The following is a 14,480-nucleotide window of genomic DNA, read 5'->3' on the forward strand; positions in this document are numbered from 1 at the left end:
ACTTTTCGGAATCATGCTCTGGCCACTCTGCGGAAGGCAGGAAAATCATATGCGTGTCCTGTCGGATGCTTTCATTCCCGAACTGCCGGGCCACTACAGTGGCAAGGTCCGCGAAAACTATGATTTGGCGGATGGCAGGCGCATCATCATCGCAACCGACCGCCTCAGTGCCTTCGACACCATCCTGACCTCGATCCCGTACAAGGGCGAAATCCTCACCCAAACGGCGCGTTACTGGTTCGAGGAAACCGCAGACATCTGCCCGAACCATGTTCTCGAATACCCCGACCCGAACGTCGTCGTCGGCACAAGGCTCGACATCCTGCCGGTGGAGATCGTGGTGCGCGGCTATCTGGCGGGAACCACCAGCACCTCGATCCTGACCAGGTACCGGCGCGGTGATCGGGACATGTATGGAATGCGCCTGCCGGACGGCCTGCGCGACAATGAGAAACTGGCGGAGCCGATCATCACACCGACCAGCAAGGCTCTGCATGGCGGTCATGACGAGCCGCTGTCCAAAGCCGAGATCCTCGAACAGGGCCTGCTTGCGCAGGCGCAGTGGGATACCGTGTCGGACTACGCCTTGCGCCTGTTCGCCCGTGGCCAGCAGCGTGCCGCCGAGCGCGGTCTCATCCTCGCCGATACCAAATACGAATTCGGCACCGACAAGAATGGGACCATCATTCTCGCCGACGAAATCCACACGCCGGACAGCAGCCGGTACTGGATCGCGGCCAGTTACGAACAGGCGATCGCCAGCGGCAGCCGGCCGGAGAGTTTTGACAAGGATTTCATCCGGTCGTGGGTCTCGGCGCGGTGCGATCCCTACAGCGACCCGATCCCAAAAATACCCGACGAGATCGTCGAACAGGCCTCCAGGGTTTATGCGCAGGCCTATGAGGCGATCACGGGCAGGGAATTCTCTCCCGACCTTTCCGGGGACAGCGTGCTCGATCGCATTCGCACGAACCTCAAGCGTTACTTTTAGCGGCCAGGCGAGCCCTCGCTGAGGGGTACAGTCGGCAGTGGCGCGTTGACCTCTCGGCGCCGTGACGATACGGGATCGAGGGCAACCGGTCTCGAAGGATTTTCCCATGGTGCAGTACGCTGAAGGACGGCCGCTCGGCGATCTGACGCTGCGCACGCTGGCCATGCCTTCGGATGCCAATGCCGCCGGCGACATTTTTGGCGGCTGGGTGATGGCGCAGATGGATCTTGCCTGCGGCATCCGCGCCGCCGAGCGCGCCAAGGGCCGCGTGGTGACGGCCGCGGTGAAAGAGATGTCATTCGCCAAGCCGATGAAGATCGGCGACACGCTGTGCATCTACACCCATGTAGAGCGCGTCGGCCGCACCTCGATGACGCTCAAGGTCGAAGCCTGGGCGCAGCGCTACCTCTCCGACTTGATGGAAAAGGTCACCCATGCCGATTTCGTCATGGTGGCGCTGGACGGCGAAGGCAAGCCGAAAGCGGTTCCCGCCGAAGGCTGACGGAAGCCGTTTTCTCCCATGCTTGGCCATTTGTAACAGCGCCCGTTCGGGAGGCGCTTTTCGCGACATCCAATGGTTGCCTCCAGGCCCGATTGTGTGGGCGTCGGAGGAGAGACAATGCGTCAACATATGCTGAACGGCTGGCTCGTGGCAGCCCTGGTCGCGACGACCTGCCTGCTCGGCGTGACCGCTTATGCGGAGGTGAAGGAAGACATCTCGCGCATTGCCTGCACGCATGACCACCCGGCCCTCGGCGAGCGGGCCGCCCGGTGTGATATCTGTGCCGCGATGCGATGTGATGGCAGCCCGTCAGAAGCCTGAGATCAGCCGTCAGAGGATGGGGCACAGAGGCAATACGCCAGTGAACACACTGCGTGCGGTCGGGCAGCGATCCGCACGGCCGAGATGGAATTCCGGATCAGGTCAAGCCGAAGTCACGCGCGGACTGCATCCCTTGCTGGCCAAGGGTTTCAAACGTGCATGCCGTCGAATTTTTCGCGCGCCGCCTTGACGCGCGTGGTGTTCTTGCGCGCCCATTCGCCTAGCGCGCTGACCGGGATCAGCAGCTCATGACCGAGCTCGGTGAGCTCATAGTCGACACGCGGCGGTATGGTCGGAAACACCGTGCGAGTGACGAAGCCGTCGCGCTCCAGCCCGCGCAACGTGGTGGTCAGCATCTTCTGCGAAATGCCGCCGACGGCTGCGCGCAATTCATTGAAGCGCAGCGGTCCGTCGCCCAGCTTGCCGACGACCAGAACGGTCCATTTGTCGCCGACGCGCTGCAGGATTTCCGAGACGGCGCGGCAGTCTTCGGTGTTGTGCGGGTGCCTCAGTAACAAAACGGTGCCTCCTTGCGTCTCGAGTTGGCAGTATCTCATATAGCGCCGGTATCCAAACGATACCAGCTTTACTTGCCCCGGAATCGCTTACTAGGAGAGCCCCATGTCAAAACCCAAGATCGCCATCATCGTCGGTTCGACGCGCGCCGCGCGTTTTGCCGACGTACCGACCCAATGGATCGCCAAGATCGCCAAGTCACATGCCGACATCAACGTCGAAGTCGTCGACCTGCGCGACTTCCCGCTGCCTTTCTTCGACGAGGTCGCATCCTCCGCCTGGGTGCCGTCGACGAATGAAGTGGCACAGCGCTGGCAGAAGAAGGTCGCCGAATTCGACGGCTTCATCTTCACCGCCGCCGAATACAATCACGGCCCGACAGCCGTGCTGAAGAACGCCATCGACTACGCAGCCAACGAATGGAACAAGAAGCCGGCCGGCTTTGTCGGCTATGGCAGCGTCGGTGGTGCCCGCGCCGTCGAACAGCTCCGCCTTCATGCCGTCGAATTGCAGATGGCGCCGGTCAAGTCGGCTGTCCATATCGCCTGGAGCGATTTCCTCGCCGTCCGCCAGGGCGAGAAGAAGCTGGAAGATCTCGAGCATCTGAACCAGGCCGCCACCGCGCTGGTCAACGACGTTGCCTGGTGGGCCAAGGTGCTCAAGGCAGCGCGGCAGGCCGATGCCGTCGCCGAGGAAGTCAAGGCCGCCTGACCGCCGGTTCGAATTATCCTCCCAAGGATATGGGGCGGCGCTTGCGCCGCCCTTTTCAATTGGGGGAGGCCATGCCGTCTTGTTGTGCCTGTCTCGGCCGGATAACGCAGTCGGCGAGGCGGCCCATCTCGTTCAATTCGTCGGCGTGATGCTGGCCCCATTGGCAAAGCGCCAGCAGGATCGGCTCGAGGCTGAGGCCGAGGCGCGTCGCCGAGTATTCGACGCGCGAGGGCACTTCGGCGAAGATCTCGCGGCTGACGAGACCATGTACTTCCATTTCGCGAAGCTGCTGGATCAGCACTTTCTGGGTGATGCCGGGCATGATCGCCTTCAGCGCCGACAGCCGCCGGGGACCATCGAAGAGATGGTAGAGGATGACCGCCTTCCAGCGCCCCGCGATCACTTTCAGCGCCCGTTCCGCCGGCAGCGTCGGCAGTCTCTTGACGGGCATTCTGTTGGGATTGGGCATGGTCACCTCCTGGTCAGCAGGGGACAAATGAGTGTGTAGTCGAGGCTCCGCAGATAGTGGCAAACCGCTGGCGATGCCAGTGCGATCGGAGTTTGCCATGAAAGCCATTCAACTCAGCCGCTTCGGCGGTCCCGACGTGCTGGAGGTGGTCGATCTGCCGACACCGGTGCCGCAGGCTGGCGAGGTGCGGATCCGCGTTCATGCCGCCGGCATCAACCTCTTCGAAGTGCTGATGCGGGCCGACCGCTACGCGGTGACGCCGCAGCTTCCCATGATCCTCGGTGTCGAGGCGGCGGGCGTCGTGGAGGCCGTCGGGCAAGGCGTGGATACACAGCTGCTCGGAACCCGTGGGGCGGCGCCGCTGTTCATGTCGCGGCGTCCTCACAGCGGCTATGCGGAGCAGGTGACGATGTCAGCCGACCTCGTCGTGCCGCTGCCGGACTCGCTGCCGTTTGAGGATGCGACGGCCTTGATGGTGCAGGGGCTGACCGCCCTTTATCTGCTTCGGCAAAGCCCGCCAGAGGGCAAGGCGGTGCTGGTCCCGGCCGCGTCGGGCGGCGTGCGATCGTTGCTGATCCAACTGGCCAGGCTGAAGGGCGCCCGCCAGGTGATCGCAGCCGCCGGCGGCAAGGCCAAGCTCGATCCTTGCCTCTCGCGGGGAGCCGATGCCGGAGTCGATTACACCAATCCGGATTGGCCCGCCCGCGTCCGCGACGTCACGGACGGGAAGGGCGTCGACATCATCTACGATACAGTTGGCGGCGCGCTGACGGCTGCGTCGCTGCAGGCTCTGGCGCCTGGCGGCGAACTGGTGTTCGCGGCACTCGGCCGTTATGCGCTCGCGGCTTCCGATCTGGAGGCGATGATCGGCCGCAACCAGTCGCTCAGGGGTTTCGCGCTACTGCCGCTGTTGTCTCCCGATGTGCTGAGAGCCAACCTGTCAGAGCTGTTCCAATTGGCGGCGAGCGGCCGTCTGCAGGTAGCGATCGGCGGCCGCTTCCCGCTCGATCAGGCCGGCGATGCACACCGCTTGCTGGACGAGCGCCGCTCGACAGGAAAGGTGGTGCTGATGCCCTAGTTTCGCAGCGGACACCACGCCAATCGGATTGGACCTCTACATCGATGGTCCTGCCATCTGGCCGCGCTGTCTTGCCCTGATATATCCGGCTGCAATCCGTCACATGAGTGAAGCCGTGAAGACATCCAGCCTGACCGGCGCCGTTTCCCCGATGATCCCGGTGCTCGTATGCGCGCTCGGGATCTTCCTGCTGTCGGGGATGGACGCGGCGATGAAGACCCTGGTTATTGCGGTGGGCGTCTACAACACGGTGCTCTGGCGCAGCATGGTCGCGACCGTGGTCGCGGGTGCTGCCTGGTCGGCAGGGCCGCGCGCAACGCCAACCTTTCCGGTGCTGAGGCTGCATGCGCTGCGTGCCGCAATTGTCGGGATCGTCCTGATATCCTTCTTTTGGGGTCTCGCCAGGCTGCCGCTCGCCGAGGCGATCGGGCTGAGCTTTGTCGCGCCCCTGTTTGCGCTCTTCCTTGCCGCGCTGCTGCTGGGCGAACGGATCCGGCGGCAGGCCGTCTGGGCATCGTTGGCTGGCATCGCCGGCGTCGCGATCATCATGGCCGGCCAGTTCGGGCAGGCAAGCTATTCGCAAGATGCCATGCTTGGCACGGCAGCGGTGCTCGTATCGACGGTGTTCTACGGCTACAATCTGATCCTCGCCCGGCAACAGGCGCAGTTGGCCAAGCCGATCGAGATCATGTTGTTCCAGAACCTTTGCGTTGCCATCTTTCTCGGCCTCGCAGCACCTTGGCTCGCCGTCGCGCTGCCGAGCAATCTTTGGCTTCCCCTGGCTGGGGTGACGGTGCTGTCGCTTGCCGGTCAATTCCTGATGAGCTGGTCCTACGCCCGCGCCGAAGCGCAATATCTGATCCCGACCGAATACTCGGCCTTCATCTGGGCGGTCGCGCTTGGCTGGTTCTTCTTTGACGAGGAGGCGACCTGGACCACGCTGACCGGAGCATGCCTGATCGTCGCCGGCTGCCTGATCGCCGCGCGGGCAAATCCGAAACTTGCCGAGCCAATCGAGGCCGCAGTTTGAGGGAGCAAGTCATGTGATGCCGGGATCACGCCTGCGCGTCACTTGGGAAGACCGGCCTTGCGAAAGCCGTCAACGAAATGCTCAAGCATAGCGGTGTCGCGGAATGGCTCCGTTGTGGCCCAGTGATGGGTCGTGAAATGCGGGTTGCCGACGAGGAACAGTTCGACCTCGGCGCGCGCCTCGTCGAGCCGGCCGAGTTGGGCCAGGCTTGCCGCCAGGAAACGGCGTGAGCTTGTACGATAAGTCTCGTCCCTGCGCAGTGTCTCGATAGCGGCTTCGTAGTCGCGCGCCGCATATTGCGCCTGGCCGAGCGTCAGATAGTACCAACTCGCCGGAAACGGGTTCAGCCGGAACGCCTTGCTGATATGCTCAAGGCCCTCTTCGACCCGCCCGGTCAGGACCGCGATGTCGGATAATGCCGCCCAGGTGTCGGCCTCGTTCGGGTCGAGCTCGATCGCCTTGGCGAATTCGGCATCCGCCTCGGCGAAGCTGCGCTCATAGGCAAGCAGATAAGCCAGAATCCAGCGACAGCCAGCATCATTGGGATCGATCGCCACGGCCTTGCGGGCGAGTTCCAAGGCAACGCTGCGGGCAGCTTCAGTTGGTCCGCCCCAATGCACCTGTCCCATCCAGTGGTTCATGGCAAGCCAGCGATAGGGCTCGGCGTAGTCAGGATCGAGCGACACCGCGCGCGTGAGCATCAGATGCGCTTCCTGCGCCATCTGCGGCGAGTCGTCGATCAGCTTGCGCGCCCGCACGCAGAGGTCGTAGGCCTCGAGATTTTTGGGCCGATTGCGCGGCGGCGATGCGCGCAGCCGGCCGAGCAGCGCCTCCACGATCTTGGCCGTCACCTCGTCCTGAACGGCAAAGATATCCTCCAGGCCGCGATCGAAGCGTTCCGCCCACAGATGATCGCCACTCACCGCGTCGACCAGCTGTGCGTTGATGCGCACGCGCCCCGCGGCGCGTCTTGCGCTGCCCTCCAGCAGGTAGCGCACGCCAAGGTCTTCAGCGATCTCGCGCACGTCCGTCGCCTTTCCCTTGTAGGCAAAGGCCGAGTTGCGCGCGATGACGAACAGGCCGGAGATTCTGGACAGGTCGGTGATCAGGTCTTCGGTCAACCCATCCGCGAAGGAGTCCTGCTCGGGATCGTTGCTGACATTGACGAAGGGCAGCACGGCTATCGATGGTTTGCCAGGCAGCGGCAAGGGCTTTCGCTTCGCGCCAGCGAGCTGTTCGACGGTTCCCGTGAAACGGTAGCCGACGCGCGGAACGGTGGATATCCATTCGCCGCCGTCGGCGGCCGGACCAAGCAGCTTGCGCAACTGCGCGATCTGGACGGTGAGGTTGCCTTGCTCCACGGCGGTGCCCGGCCAAGCCGCGTCCATCAACTCGGCTTTCCCCAGAATTTCGCCGGGCCGTCCGACGAGCGCCGCGAGCAGATTTAGCCCGCGGTAGCCAACGGCAACGGACACATCGTTCCGAAGCAGCGTTCCCGCACCCGGATCAAGCACGAACGGACCAAAGGCAAAACGCGATCCCTGCATAGGGCGCATCTATAGAGCAATTCCAGGAAAAGTGTGAAACGGTTTTCCGGCCGGAGTTGCGTCAAAACAAAGAGTTAGAGCAGTTTGCTGGTTCCGTGAACCGGAAAACTGCTCTACCCGGTTTGGAAGTTTTGAGAACTATTTGGGAAGGCTTAATTACGGCGCTGTCCGTATCGCGCAGAATTCAACCTCTTTCGAGAGCCCTCCGGCCCTCAAACCATATGGAGGTTGCCATGACCAATACCCTCACCTCGGCCTTGCATTGTGCAGCGCGGCCTGAAACGCCGGTGGGGCCGGCGTCGCGTCGGCACCTGACGACCCTGCGAAGCATCATCGCGACCTGGCACGATCGGACCTGGCGCGAGCGGATACGCTTTCGCTGGCAACTCAGGCAAATGTCGAAGGACAATCCCCATTTGATCGACGATATCGGTCTGACGATACAGCAGGTCGAGGGAGAGATCGCCAAGCCCTTCTGGGAACGATAGGGCGATCATCGACAGTCAGCGCACCGCCTCGCGGTGAACGCCGGGCAGGCGGGTGGCGATCAGCTTGTCGATGCGGCGGCCGTCAAGATCGACCACCTCGAAGCGCCAGCCCTGCGCGTCGACGCATTCGCCGGTCGCCGGGAGATGGTGCATGTGTGCCAGCACATAGCCGGCGACGGTCTCGTAGTCGCGGTTTTCCGGCAGGTCGATGCCGAGAATGTCGGCCATCTCGTCGGCCTGCATGTAGCCGGCGAGCAGCCATGAGCCATCCTCGCGCTTGACCGCGTTTTCCTCATCGCCGGCGTCGGTGTCCGCCCGGAACACGCCGGTGATGGCTTCGAGGATGTCGGCCGGGGTGACGATGCCTTCGAAGTGACCGTATTCGTCATGCACCAGCGCCATCGGCACGTCGGATTCCTTGAGCTTCTGCAGCACATCCAGCGCGTCGGCCTGGTCGTAGACGATGGGTGCGGCGCGCACATGCCTGCGCGGATCGAGCACGCGGCCGGCAAGCATTGCCGCCAGTACGTCGCGCGTCTGGACGACGCCGACCATGACATCGACGCCGCCGTCGCCGGCCGGCAGGCGCGAATGCTGGGTTTCCATCAAAAGCTTGCGGATCGCGCTCTCGTCGGATTGCAGATTGATCCAGTCGACCTCGGTGCGCGGCGTCATCACCGCTCGCACGGCGCGGTCGCCAAGCCGCATGACGCCGGCGATCATGCGCCGCTCGTCGGATTCGATGGTGCCGTGATGCTCGGCCTCGGCGACCAGCATCTTGATCTCCTCGTCGGTGACCTTCTCCTCGCTTTCGCCGCGCTGGCCGAGCAGCCACAGGATGGCGCGGCCTGAGAAGTCGAGCAGGAAGACCAGCGGCGCCGAGACGGTGGCGAGGATGGTCATTGCCGGAGCGGCCCTGGCGGCGACCCTTTCGGGATCACGCAGAGCGATCTGCTTGGGCACAAGTTCGCCGACGATCAGCGAGAAATAGGTGATGATGGCAACGACGATGCCGACGCCAAGCGGGTCGGCGAGATTCTCGCGCATGCCCGTCGAGGCCAAGAACCGCGCCAGCCGTTCGCCAAGTGTGGCGCCGGAAAAGGCGCCTGACAACACGCCGACCAGGGTGATGCCGATCTGCACCGAGGACAGGAACTTGCCGGGATTCGAGCCAAGCTCAAGCGCGCGGCCGGCGCCATTGATACCGCGGTCGATCATCGCTTTCAGCCGGGCCGGGCGCGACGAGACGATGGCGAGCTCGGACATCGACAAAAGGCCGTTCACGCAGATGAGGACGACCACGATAGCGATTTCGACATATAGCATGAGCGGTCAATAGCATTGCCGCGCGGTCTTCGAAAATAGTCCGGCGTGTTTTTTGAGAAATGACCGGCACTTCGGTCAGGGAATCCGCGGCGGTAAGGGAACCGTCAGGGATTTGGCATTGCTGCGAAGGGTCCGAAAAAGCCAACGACCAGTGACAGCTTCCCCCGTTTGGAAACGCGGCACATGTCCATGCTGTCGGCGCCTCGAAATCCGTTGTCGCCTCTCGCTACCCAGCCAAAACGCAGGAAATCATGATGGATATCGACAAGGTCGTCCGTTCGAGCCAGAGGCCGGGACGGGCTTTCACGACCTGATCGATGTGATGGAGCAGCGCCTCGGCTCCGGAGATTTGCGCCGTCGGATCGATGTACGTGCCGTCCGGTTCGAATGAGGCGAACAACAGGCGGCGACGCTCTTCAGGCTTCGGGTCGAACCAGGCCCTGCAGTCGCTGTTCACCACACTTTCCGCTTCGAACATCAGAACCTCCCTTTTGAAACCGCCGGACTGTCTCGGCTCGCAAGGTTCGCGCGACCTACTGTTTCAGTACACCGACAATCGCCTCGCCATCGGTGAAGTATGGATCGCCGCCACCATTGCGTCCGGTGCTGGTGGCGCCGACGCCGGCAATATCGCTGGTCGAGATCAACACACCGGCGGTCGCCAGATCGCGCATCAGAAAGTCGCGCTCGGCGTCGATGTCGGGGCCGATATGGTGGGTGACGGCGCCGGTGTCGTGGCTTAGGCCAACGCCGCGGTCGAAGCTGGCCGAGCCCAGCCACAGTGGCCGGCCGTCATCGCCGGTCGCACCGGTCTGCCAGAAGCGGACATGATGCCGGCGATCGGCGCTGAAGCCCTCCGGCTTTTCGAAGGCGAGATCCTGGGCGTGGCCGTCGAACAGCAGCCTGCTGACCGGCGCATCGGGGTAGGGGTGGTCGAACAGCACGCTTTCACCAATTTCGATCGCGGTCTTCAAGGTCACCGCGTCGGCGGTGTCCCAGCCCGCGACGGCGAAGGCATGGACCACCTCCTTCTGCGTGCCGACAAGACCGACATTGATGGGGTCGCCCGGAATGCCTTGCGGCGTGTGCGTCACCATCTCGAAGCTCTGCTTGCGAAAGCCGCGATCGCGGAATGTCCAGAATTCAGGTGCCGCGAAATAGGCGAGCGCCAGATAGGCGGCCAGCAAGGCCGCCACCCAGATCGCAACGCGTCGTCGAAGGCTTCGTTGGCTCATGAAGGAGGCTCGATCCCAGCGGTATCTGTTGCCTGACGTATCTTGGAAATCAATGGCCAAGCACGCGCTGGCGGTCTATCGTCAGCCATCGTTTTTGCGCGGGGGCAGGAATGAAACGGAAGCCGGCAGGCCACAGATCGATGGCGTTGACCGCCGAGCTTGTCGCCAGGGTCGATCGTATCGAGCCGGATCCCGGTCCAGAGCCTGGAACCAGCGAGCATACCGACGCGGAGTTCGATGATCTGGTCGAAAAGGTGCTTGCCGAATACAGACCCGAAACGCTGTGGGTTTTCGCTTACGGCTCGCTTATCTGGAATCCCGAATTCGTCCATGTCGAGCAGCGCCCGGCCACGGCGCCAGGTTGGCACCGCTCATTCTGCCTGAAGCTGACGCGCTGGCGTGGAACGCGCGATTTGCCGGCCCTGATGATGGCTCTCGACCGTGGCGGCAGCTGCAATGGCATCGTTTATCGACTGCCAGCCGAAGACCATTTCGGGCAACTCGGCCAGTTGATGCGCCGCGAGGTCGATGCGAATCCGCCAACTAACGTGCCGTGCTGGATCAAGGTCAAGACCAAGGAGGGTCCACTGTGCGCCCTGGCCTTCGTTGCTGCTCCAGACGGTAGGGCTTATGCTGGAAGGGTGCCGCTGGAACAGGTTGCGGACGCGCTGGCACGGGCTGCTGGGCATTGGGGTTCGTCGGCGCAATACCTGTTCCGGACTGTCGGTAAACTGGAGGAAAGCGGCATTCGCGACCGGAATCTGTGGCATATCCAGGATCTGGTGGCACGGCAAATCATCGCTTCCACCGGTGGCGCCGATCCTGCCTGATCGTTTCCGAAGCCAGCATCCACTTTTCGAGATCATGCTCTAGCGGCAGGCGCGATAACCGTTCCTGCGGTTCTTGATGTCGAAATGGAAATGGTTGCGGTGGTCGTAATTGTAGCCGGGGCCGAGCACGGTGGTGAAATACTGGCAGCCGTCGGCGCGCACATTGTTGAGGAAGCCGCGGGTGCGGAAGGCGAACAGGCCGGGCTTGCGCACATCGATGTCGTCGCCATTGTTGAGCTCGATGCTCATGACGTCGAGTGCATTGCCCTTGCCATGCTCGGACAATACACCTTCGCCGGCAATCCTGCGACAGGAATAGCTGGAGCCCTGGTGGATGGTCTTGACGCCGGAGAAATAGCGCCAGCGGGCGGAGGGAACGAGTTCATTCTTCGTCCAACCGGCAAAGGTGGCGGCCATGTCGCAAGTCAGCGTCGCGGCGGGTTTCATCTGGATGTTGCCGATGGCCGAGACCTTGACCGGATAATCGATGCCGCACTGGCCTTCATGGATCGGCGCCAGGTCGGTGAAGGCAACGTCGAGGCGCTTCAATTGCTGGCGGCAGTCGGTTTCGCTGGCCGGCATCTGCTCGACCGGCGACATTGGCTCGTCCATGCGCGGATAAGCGGCCTGCGTCATATAGGGATTGGAGGGGACAAGCTTCTGCATGCCGGCATATTGCGGCACGGCGGCAGTCTGGGATCCGACGTCGACGGCCGGTTCAAGCGACAGCACACTGCCGGTGTTGCAGGCGGAAAGCGCCACGAGGGCAAGGCCGGCGGCCAGCCCGCCGACTGTCGAGCGCATGCGTCTCGATTGCCGCACTGCGGCAAGCGCGGCGCAAAATGTTCCGGCCATGAGCGGAATCCCTGTTCCCAGATCTCCGGCATCTTAACGATCAAGGGTAAAGGAAAACTCAGCGCCCGCGTTCATGCCTGCGGCCGAATTGCGGCACGCGGTCTGACCAGCCATGCTCACTGGCAGAACGTCCCCCCGTGCCGGCGCGGTTCGAGATCGAGATGGAAATGCAAGGAATGATCGGCATCGGCGCCAGGGCCGAGTACGGTCTTGAAGGGTCCGCACGCGGCCTTGCGCACGGCGTTGAGGAATTTGGCGTCCTGCTCGGGCGGCGCCGGGCCGATCTCGATCTTCTTGCCGTCCGACAGCGTGAAGCCGGCGATATCGAGGGCGTTGCCGAAGGCATGTTCCGACAGTTTTCGTGTGCCATTGCGTGGCCGGCAGACAAAGGCCGATGCCTGGCTGATCGATTTCAAATCGGCGCCGAAATCGGCTTTCGCGGCCGGCTGGATGACATTTGCCGCAAAACGCGCGGCCACCTCGGCCATCGGGCAATTGAGTTCGGTGCCCGGCGCGATGGCGATCGACTTGCCGATTGTCTTGATCACGATCGGGTAAGGGATCGAGCAGCCGATTTCGGGATTGCTTTCCGCCTTGTGCTCCTCGAATTCGACGCCGAGCGCCTTCAGCCGCTCGCGGCAAGCGACTTCCTCAGCGGGCATCTTGCCGTCGGGCAGATCGGCCGAGCGCGGGTCGGGCAGCATCTTCTTGTCGCCTGCGTCCGCCGGCTTTTGCGGCGGCTGTGGGGCGACTGCCGGCGCTTGAGCCTCGGGCTCCGCGATGTCAGGCTTTTGTGTCGGCGTTGGCGCGACGGCTGGCGGCTCCGGGGCAGAGGGTTCAGGGCGCACCTGCCTTTTTGGATGGGATTTTTCTTCATTGAACCGGTCGGGCGCTCCGGCGGTCTTCGGACCTTCCGTCTTTTCCTCGGTCTTTGCAGCGTCGGCCTTCGGAGCCTCCGCCGGGCGTGGCTCGGGCACCGGAATACCGGGCCCGGGCACCGGAACATCGGCAGGCGAGGGCAGCGGAGCCTGCGTTTTCTGCTGTGTCCGGTTCGGCGTGACCTGCCGGTGGCGCCGCGGTTTCAGGCGCTGCCCGCCCCGCGGTTTCAGGGGCTGGTCGACCCGCGGCGTCAGCGGCTGCTCCACCCGCGGCGTCAGCGGCTTGTGATGCCGATGGCGATGTCTGGCCTCGGCCGGCATCACCAGCAAAGCCGTGACGGCCATGAGCAATGCGATCCTGCATGTTCGGGAAAAGACAATCGACCCCATGGCCCTCAACGGCGCCGAGGCAGGGAGGTTGCCTGCGTCGCATCACGAACGGTAACCGCGTCGTTACGCGCCGATCGCTTCCAGCCCTTCCTCCAGCCAGTCGGCGAGCAGCGGCATGCCAAGCAGGTATTTTGCGGTGCGTTTGTTGGCGCGTTCGCGCGCCGCGGCAAGCGCGTCCGCCCATTCGGTGGCGTCGTAGTCGCCGCGACCGACCCAGGCCAGCGCGATCAGTTCGGCTGCTTCATCGACATTGAGGTCGTTGATCAGCTCGCGCAGCTCTTCTTCGGTAAGGTTCTCGGAGCTTTCCTCGGCAAGGCCGTCATGGTGATGGTTGACATGGGACTCGCCGTCGAGCTCGACCTCGTGCTCGGCGCCATCGGCATAGTCTTCATTGACGGCGGCACTCAGCGCCTTGGCCTTGAGGATGAACAGACGCACGGTGTCGGGGCCGATCGAAAGGTCCCAGTCCTTTTCAAGCCACCGCTGCACGGGCCGTCTCCGTCAGGTCGTTTGCCGGATGATAGCGAATTTGCAGCGTCCGTCACCTGATGTTCTCCCGCTCGCATTTTTCCGGGATGAAACGCGAACCGTCTGGCGTTAGTGTTGCATTCTCACCCCTCAAGGAGGCTTCGATGCATAAAAGAATGCTGATCCAGGCTGCAACCGCGCTGGTCGCTCTCCAGTTCTTCGCCGTCCCGACGTTCGCCGCCGGCAGTAGCGGTGGCAGCGATCAGACCGTCACCCAGTGCAAGAAGGGCGAAGTCTGGGACAAGAAGAAGAAAAAGTGCGTCGCGCCCCAGGAAGGCATGCTCGACGACGACAGCATCTATGATGCAGGCCATGCGCTGGCGATGGCCGGGCGTTATGACGAGGCGATTGCCGTGCTCAGCCTGGCCGCCAACAAGCAGGATCCGCGCATCCTCAACTATCTCGGCTATTCGCACCGCCATTCCGGCCGCATCACCGTCGGCCTCGGCTACTACGAGGAAGCGCTGCGTATCGACCCCAATTACACGCTGGTGCGCGAATATCTCGGCGAAGCGCATCTGCAGATTGGCGATCTGGCCGGCGCCCAGCAGCAGTTGATGGAGATTGAGAAGCGGACCGGCAAGGGTTCGCGTGAATACGGCATGCTGTCCGAGCAGATCGACCATTTCATGAGAAGTTGAAAAGGCCCCCAGGGCTGTTCGAAGCGGCCGCGAGCGATCGCGGCCGCTTCAGACTGCTGACAAACCCCGTCGATTTTCGGCGGGGTTTTTTGTTATGTGATTGAAGTGTCTTGGACAGTTTGTGTCAGGAGATTTTGGCAGGAG

At 63.0% G+C, this 14,480-nt stretch carries 18 protein-coding genes; 9 read left to right on the forward strand and 9 right to left on the reverse strand.

The annotated features are described in order from the left end of the window. Window positions 1-49 precede the first annotated feature (49 nt). The 3 genes from ASD99_RS10430 to ASD99_RS10440 all read left to right on the forward strand — a co-directional run bounded on the left by ASD99_RS10430 (window position 50) and on the right by ASD99_RS10440 (window position 1,814). Entirely contained in the window at window positions 50-991 is a 942-nt protein-coding gene (locus tag ASD99_RS10430; protein WP_057143498.1) for a phosphoribosylaminoimidazolesuccinocarboxamide synthase, read from the forward strand. A 106-nt stretch (window positions 992-1,097) separates the two neighbouring features. Continuing rightward, entirely contained in the window at window positions 1,098-1,493 is a 396-nt protein-coding gene (locus ASD99_RS10435) for an acyl-CoA thioesterase (protein WP_056595507.1), read from the forward strand. Window positions 1,494-1,610: 117 nt separating this feature from the next. Then, on the forward strand, window positions 1,611-1,814 hold the full coding sequence (locus ASD99_RS10440) for a hypothetical protein (RefSeq protein WP_057143518.1): 204 nt from the start codon (window positions 1,611-1,613) through the stop codon (window positions 1,812-1,814). Between the two features lie 149 nt (window positions 1,815-1,963). Here the strand turns inward: ASD99_RS10440 and ASD99_RS10445 are convergent, their stop codons facing one another. Further along, complete coding sequence (locus ASD99_RS10445; RefSeq protein WP_056595500.1) at window positions 1,964-2,332, reverse strand: winged helix-turn-helix transcriptional regulator; 369 nt, start codon at window positions 2,330-2,332, stop codon at window positions 1,964-1,966. Window positions 2,333-2,435: 103 nt separating this feature from the next. Here ASD99_RS10445 and ASD99_RS10450 point away from each other — a divergent pair, with 103 nt between their 5' ends. Next, complete coding sequence (locus ASD99_RS10450; protein WP_057143499.1) at window positions 2,436-3,041, forward strand: NADPH-dependent FMN reductase; 606 nt, start codon at window positions 2,436-2,438, stop codon at window positions 3,039-3,041. A gap of 55 nt (window positions 3,042-3,096) precedes the next feature. On the opposite strand, the gene ASD99_RS10455 is transcribed toward ASD99_RS10450, so the two are convergent. Beyond that, entirely contained in the window at window positions 3,097-3,510 is a 414-nt protein-coding gene (locus tag ASD99_RS10455) for a winged helix-turn-helix transcriptional regulator (protein ID WP_082525762.1), read from the reverse strand. Between the two features lie 97 nt (window positions 3,511-3,607). Between ASD99_RS10455 and ASD99_RS10460 the strand changes: the two genes are divergently transcribed. Beyond that, window positions 3,608-4,588 (forward strand): quinone oxidoreductase family protein, encoded by a 981-nt coding sequence (locus ASD99_RS10460; RefSeq protein WP_057143500.1) that lies wholly within the window; start codon window positions 3,608-3,610, stop codon window positions 4,586-4,588. 103 nt (window positions 4,589-4,691) lie between these two features. Then, complete coding sequence (locus tag ASD99_RS10465) at window positions 4,692-5,618, forward strand: DMT family transporter (RefSeq protein WP_056595985.1); 927 nt, start codon at window positions 4,692-4,694, stop codon at window positions 5,616-5,618. A gap of 38 nt (window positions 5,619-5,656) precedes the next feature. On the opposite strand, the gene ASD99_RS10470 is transcribed toward ASD99_RS10465, so the two are convergent. Next, the gene (locus ASD99_RS10470) at window positions 5,657-7,174 is read right to left on the reverse strand and encodes a winged helix-turn-helix domain-containing tetratricopeptide repeat protein (protein ID WP_200950982.1); all 1,518 of its coding nucleotides are present in this window, start codon (window positions 7,172-7,174) and stop codon (window positions 5,657-5,659) included. 224 nt (window positions 7,175-7,398) lie between these two features. Here ASD99_RS10470 and ASD99_RS10475 point away from each other — a divergent pair, with 224 nt between their 5' ends. Further along, entirely contained in the window at window positions 7,399-7,653 is a 255-nt protein-coding gene (locus ASD99_RS10475) for a DUF1127 domain-containing protein (RefSeq protein WP_082525773.1), read from the forward strand. Window positions 7,654-7,668: 15 nt separating this feature from the next. On the opposite strand, the gene ASD99_RS10480 is transcribed toward ASD99_RS10475, so the two are convergent. The 3 genes from ASD99_RS10480 to ASD99_RS10490 form a co-directional block, all read right to left on the reverse strand. Beyond that, complete coding sequence (locus ASD99_RS10480; protein ID WP_056595491.1) at window positions 7,669-8,979, reverse strand: hemolysin family protein; 1,311 nt, start codon at window positions 8,977-8,979, stop codon at window positions 7,669-7,671. A 226-nt stretch (window positions 8,980-9,205) separates the two neighbouring features. Next, complete coding sequence (locus ASD99_RS10485; protein WP_057143501.1) at window positions 9,206-9,457, reverse strand: hypothetical protein; 252 nt, start codon at window positions 9,455-9,457, stop codon at window positions 9,206-9,208. A 55-nt stretch (window positions 9,458-9,512) separates the two neighbouring features. Then, a complete protein-coding gene (locus ASD99_RS10490; protein WP_057143502.1) occupies window positions 9,513-10,214 on the reverse strand; it encodes an LssY C-terminal domain-containing protein in 702 nt (233 codons plus the stop codon). Window positions 10,215-10,324: 110 nt separating this feature from the next. On the opposite strand from ASD99_RS10490, the gene ASD99_RS10495 reads away from it, so the two are divergent. Next, the gene (locus ASD99_RS10495) at window positions 10,325-11,044 is read left to right on the forward strand and encodes a gamma-glutamylcyclotransferase (RefSeq protein WP_057143503.1); all 720 of its coding nucleotides are present in this window, start codon (window positions 10,325-10,327) and stop codon (window positions 11,042-11,044) included. A 39-nt stretch (window positions 11,045-11,083) separates the two neighbouring features. On the opposite strand, the gene ASD99_RS10500 is transcribed toward ASD99_RS10495, so the two are convergent. From ASD99_RS10500 to ASD99_RS10510, 3 genes are all read right to left on the reverse strand, one after another. After that, window positions 11,084-11,899, reverse strand: a complete 816-nt coding sequence (locus tag ASD99_RS10500) for an extensin family protein (protein WP_057143504.1) — start codon at window positions 11,897-11,899, stop codon at window positions 11,084-11,086. A 116-nt stretch (window positions 11,900-12,015) separates the two neighbouring features. Then, a complete protein-coding gene (locus ASD99_RS10505; RefSeq protein WP_057143519.1) occupies window positions 12,016-13,044 on the reverse strand; it encodes an extensin family protein in 1,029 nt (342 codons plus the stop codon). A gap of 186 nt (window positions 13,045-13,230) precedes the next feature. Next, window positions 13,231-13,656, reverse strand: a complete 426-nt coding sequence (locus tag ASD99_RS10510) for a DUF3775 domain-containing protein (RefSeq protein WP_056595479.1) — start codon at window positions 13,654-13,656, stop codon at window positions 13,231-13,233. Window positions 13,657-13,799: 143 nt separating this feature from the next. Between ASD99_RS10510 and ASD99_RS10515 the strand changes: the two genes are divergently transcribed. Further along, entirely contained in the window at window positions 13,800-14,336 is a 537-nt protein-coding gene (locus ASD99_RS10515; protein ID WP_057143505.1) for a tetratricopeptide repeat protein, read from the forward strand. Window positions 14,337-14,480 lie beyond the last annotated feature (144 nt).

It is taken from the genome of Mesorhizobium sp. Root695 (assembly GCF_001428185.1).
Lineage (GTDB): Bacteria > Pseudomonadota > Alphaproteobacteria > Rhizobiales > Rhizobiaceae > Mesorhizobium.

Coding starts and splice junctions, on each gene's coding strand:
- ASD99_RS10430 (WP_057143498.1), top strand. CDS start 50: ATGCGTGTCCTGTCGGATGCTTTCATTCCCGAACTGCCGGGCCACTAC.
- ASD99_RS10435 (WP_056595507.1), top strand. CDS start 1,098: ATGGTGCAGTACGCTGAAGGACGGCCGCTCGGCGATCTGACGCTGCGC.
- ASD99_RS10440 (WP_057143518.1), top strand. CDS start 1,611: ATGCGTCAACATATGCTGAACGGCTGGCTCGTGGCAGCCCTGGTCGCG.
- ASD99_RS10450 (WP_057143499.1), top strand. CDS start 2,436: ATGTCAAAACCCAAGATCGCCATCATCGTCGGTTCGACGCGCGCCGCG.
- ASD99_RS10455 (WP_082525762.1), bottom strand. CDS start 3,510: ATGCCCAATCCCAACAGAATGCCCGTCAAGAGACTGCCGACGCTGCCG.
- ASD99_RS10460 (WP_057143500.1), top strand. CDS start 3,608: ATGAAAGCCATTCAACTCAGCCGCTTCGGCGGTCCCGACGTGCTGGAG.
- ASD99_RS10465 (WP_056595985.1), top strand. CDS start 4,692: ATGAGTGAAGCCGTGAAGACATCCAGCCTGACCGGCGCCGTTTCCCCG.
- ASD99_RS10470 (WP_200950982.1), bottom strand. CDS start 7,174: ATGCGCCCTATGCAGGGATCGCGTTTTGCCTTTGGTCCGTTCGTGCTT.
- ASD99_RS10475 (WP_082525773.1), top strand. CDS start 7,399: ATGACCAATACCCTCACCTCGGCCTTGCATTGTGCAGCGCGGCCTGAA.
- ASD99_RS10480 (WP_056595491.1), bottom strand. CDS start 8,979: ATGCTATATGTCGAAATCGCTATCGTGGTCGTCCTCATCTGCGTGAAC.
- ASD99_RS10485 (WP_057143501.1), bottom strand. CDS start 9,457: ATGTTCGAAGCGGAAAGTGTGGTGAACAGCGACTGCAGGGCCTGGTTC.
- ASD99_RS10490 (WP_057143502.1), bottom strand. CDS start 10,214: ATGAGCCAACGAAGCCTTCGACGACGCGTTGCGATCTGGGTGGCGGCC.
- ASD99_RS10495 (WP_057143503.1), top strand. CDS start 10,325: ATGAAACGGAAGCCGGCAGGCCACAGATCGATGGCGTTGACCGCCGAG.
- ASD99_RS10500 (WP_057143504.1), bottom strand. CDS start 11,899: ATGGCCGGAACATTTTGCGCCGCGCTTGCCGCAGTGCGGCAATCGAGA.
- ASD99_RS10515 (WP_057143505.1), top strand. CDS start 13,800: ATGCATAAAAGAATGCTGATCCAGGCTGCAACCGCGCTGGTCGCTCTC.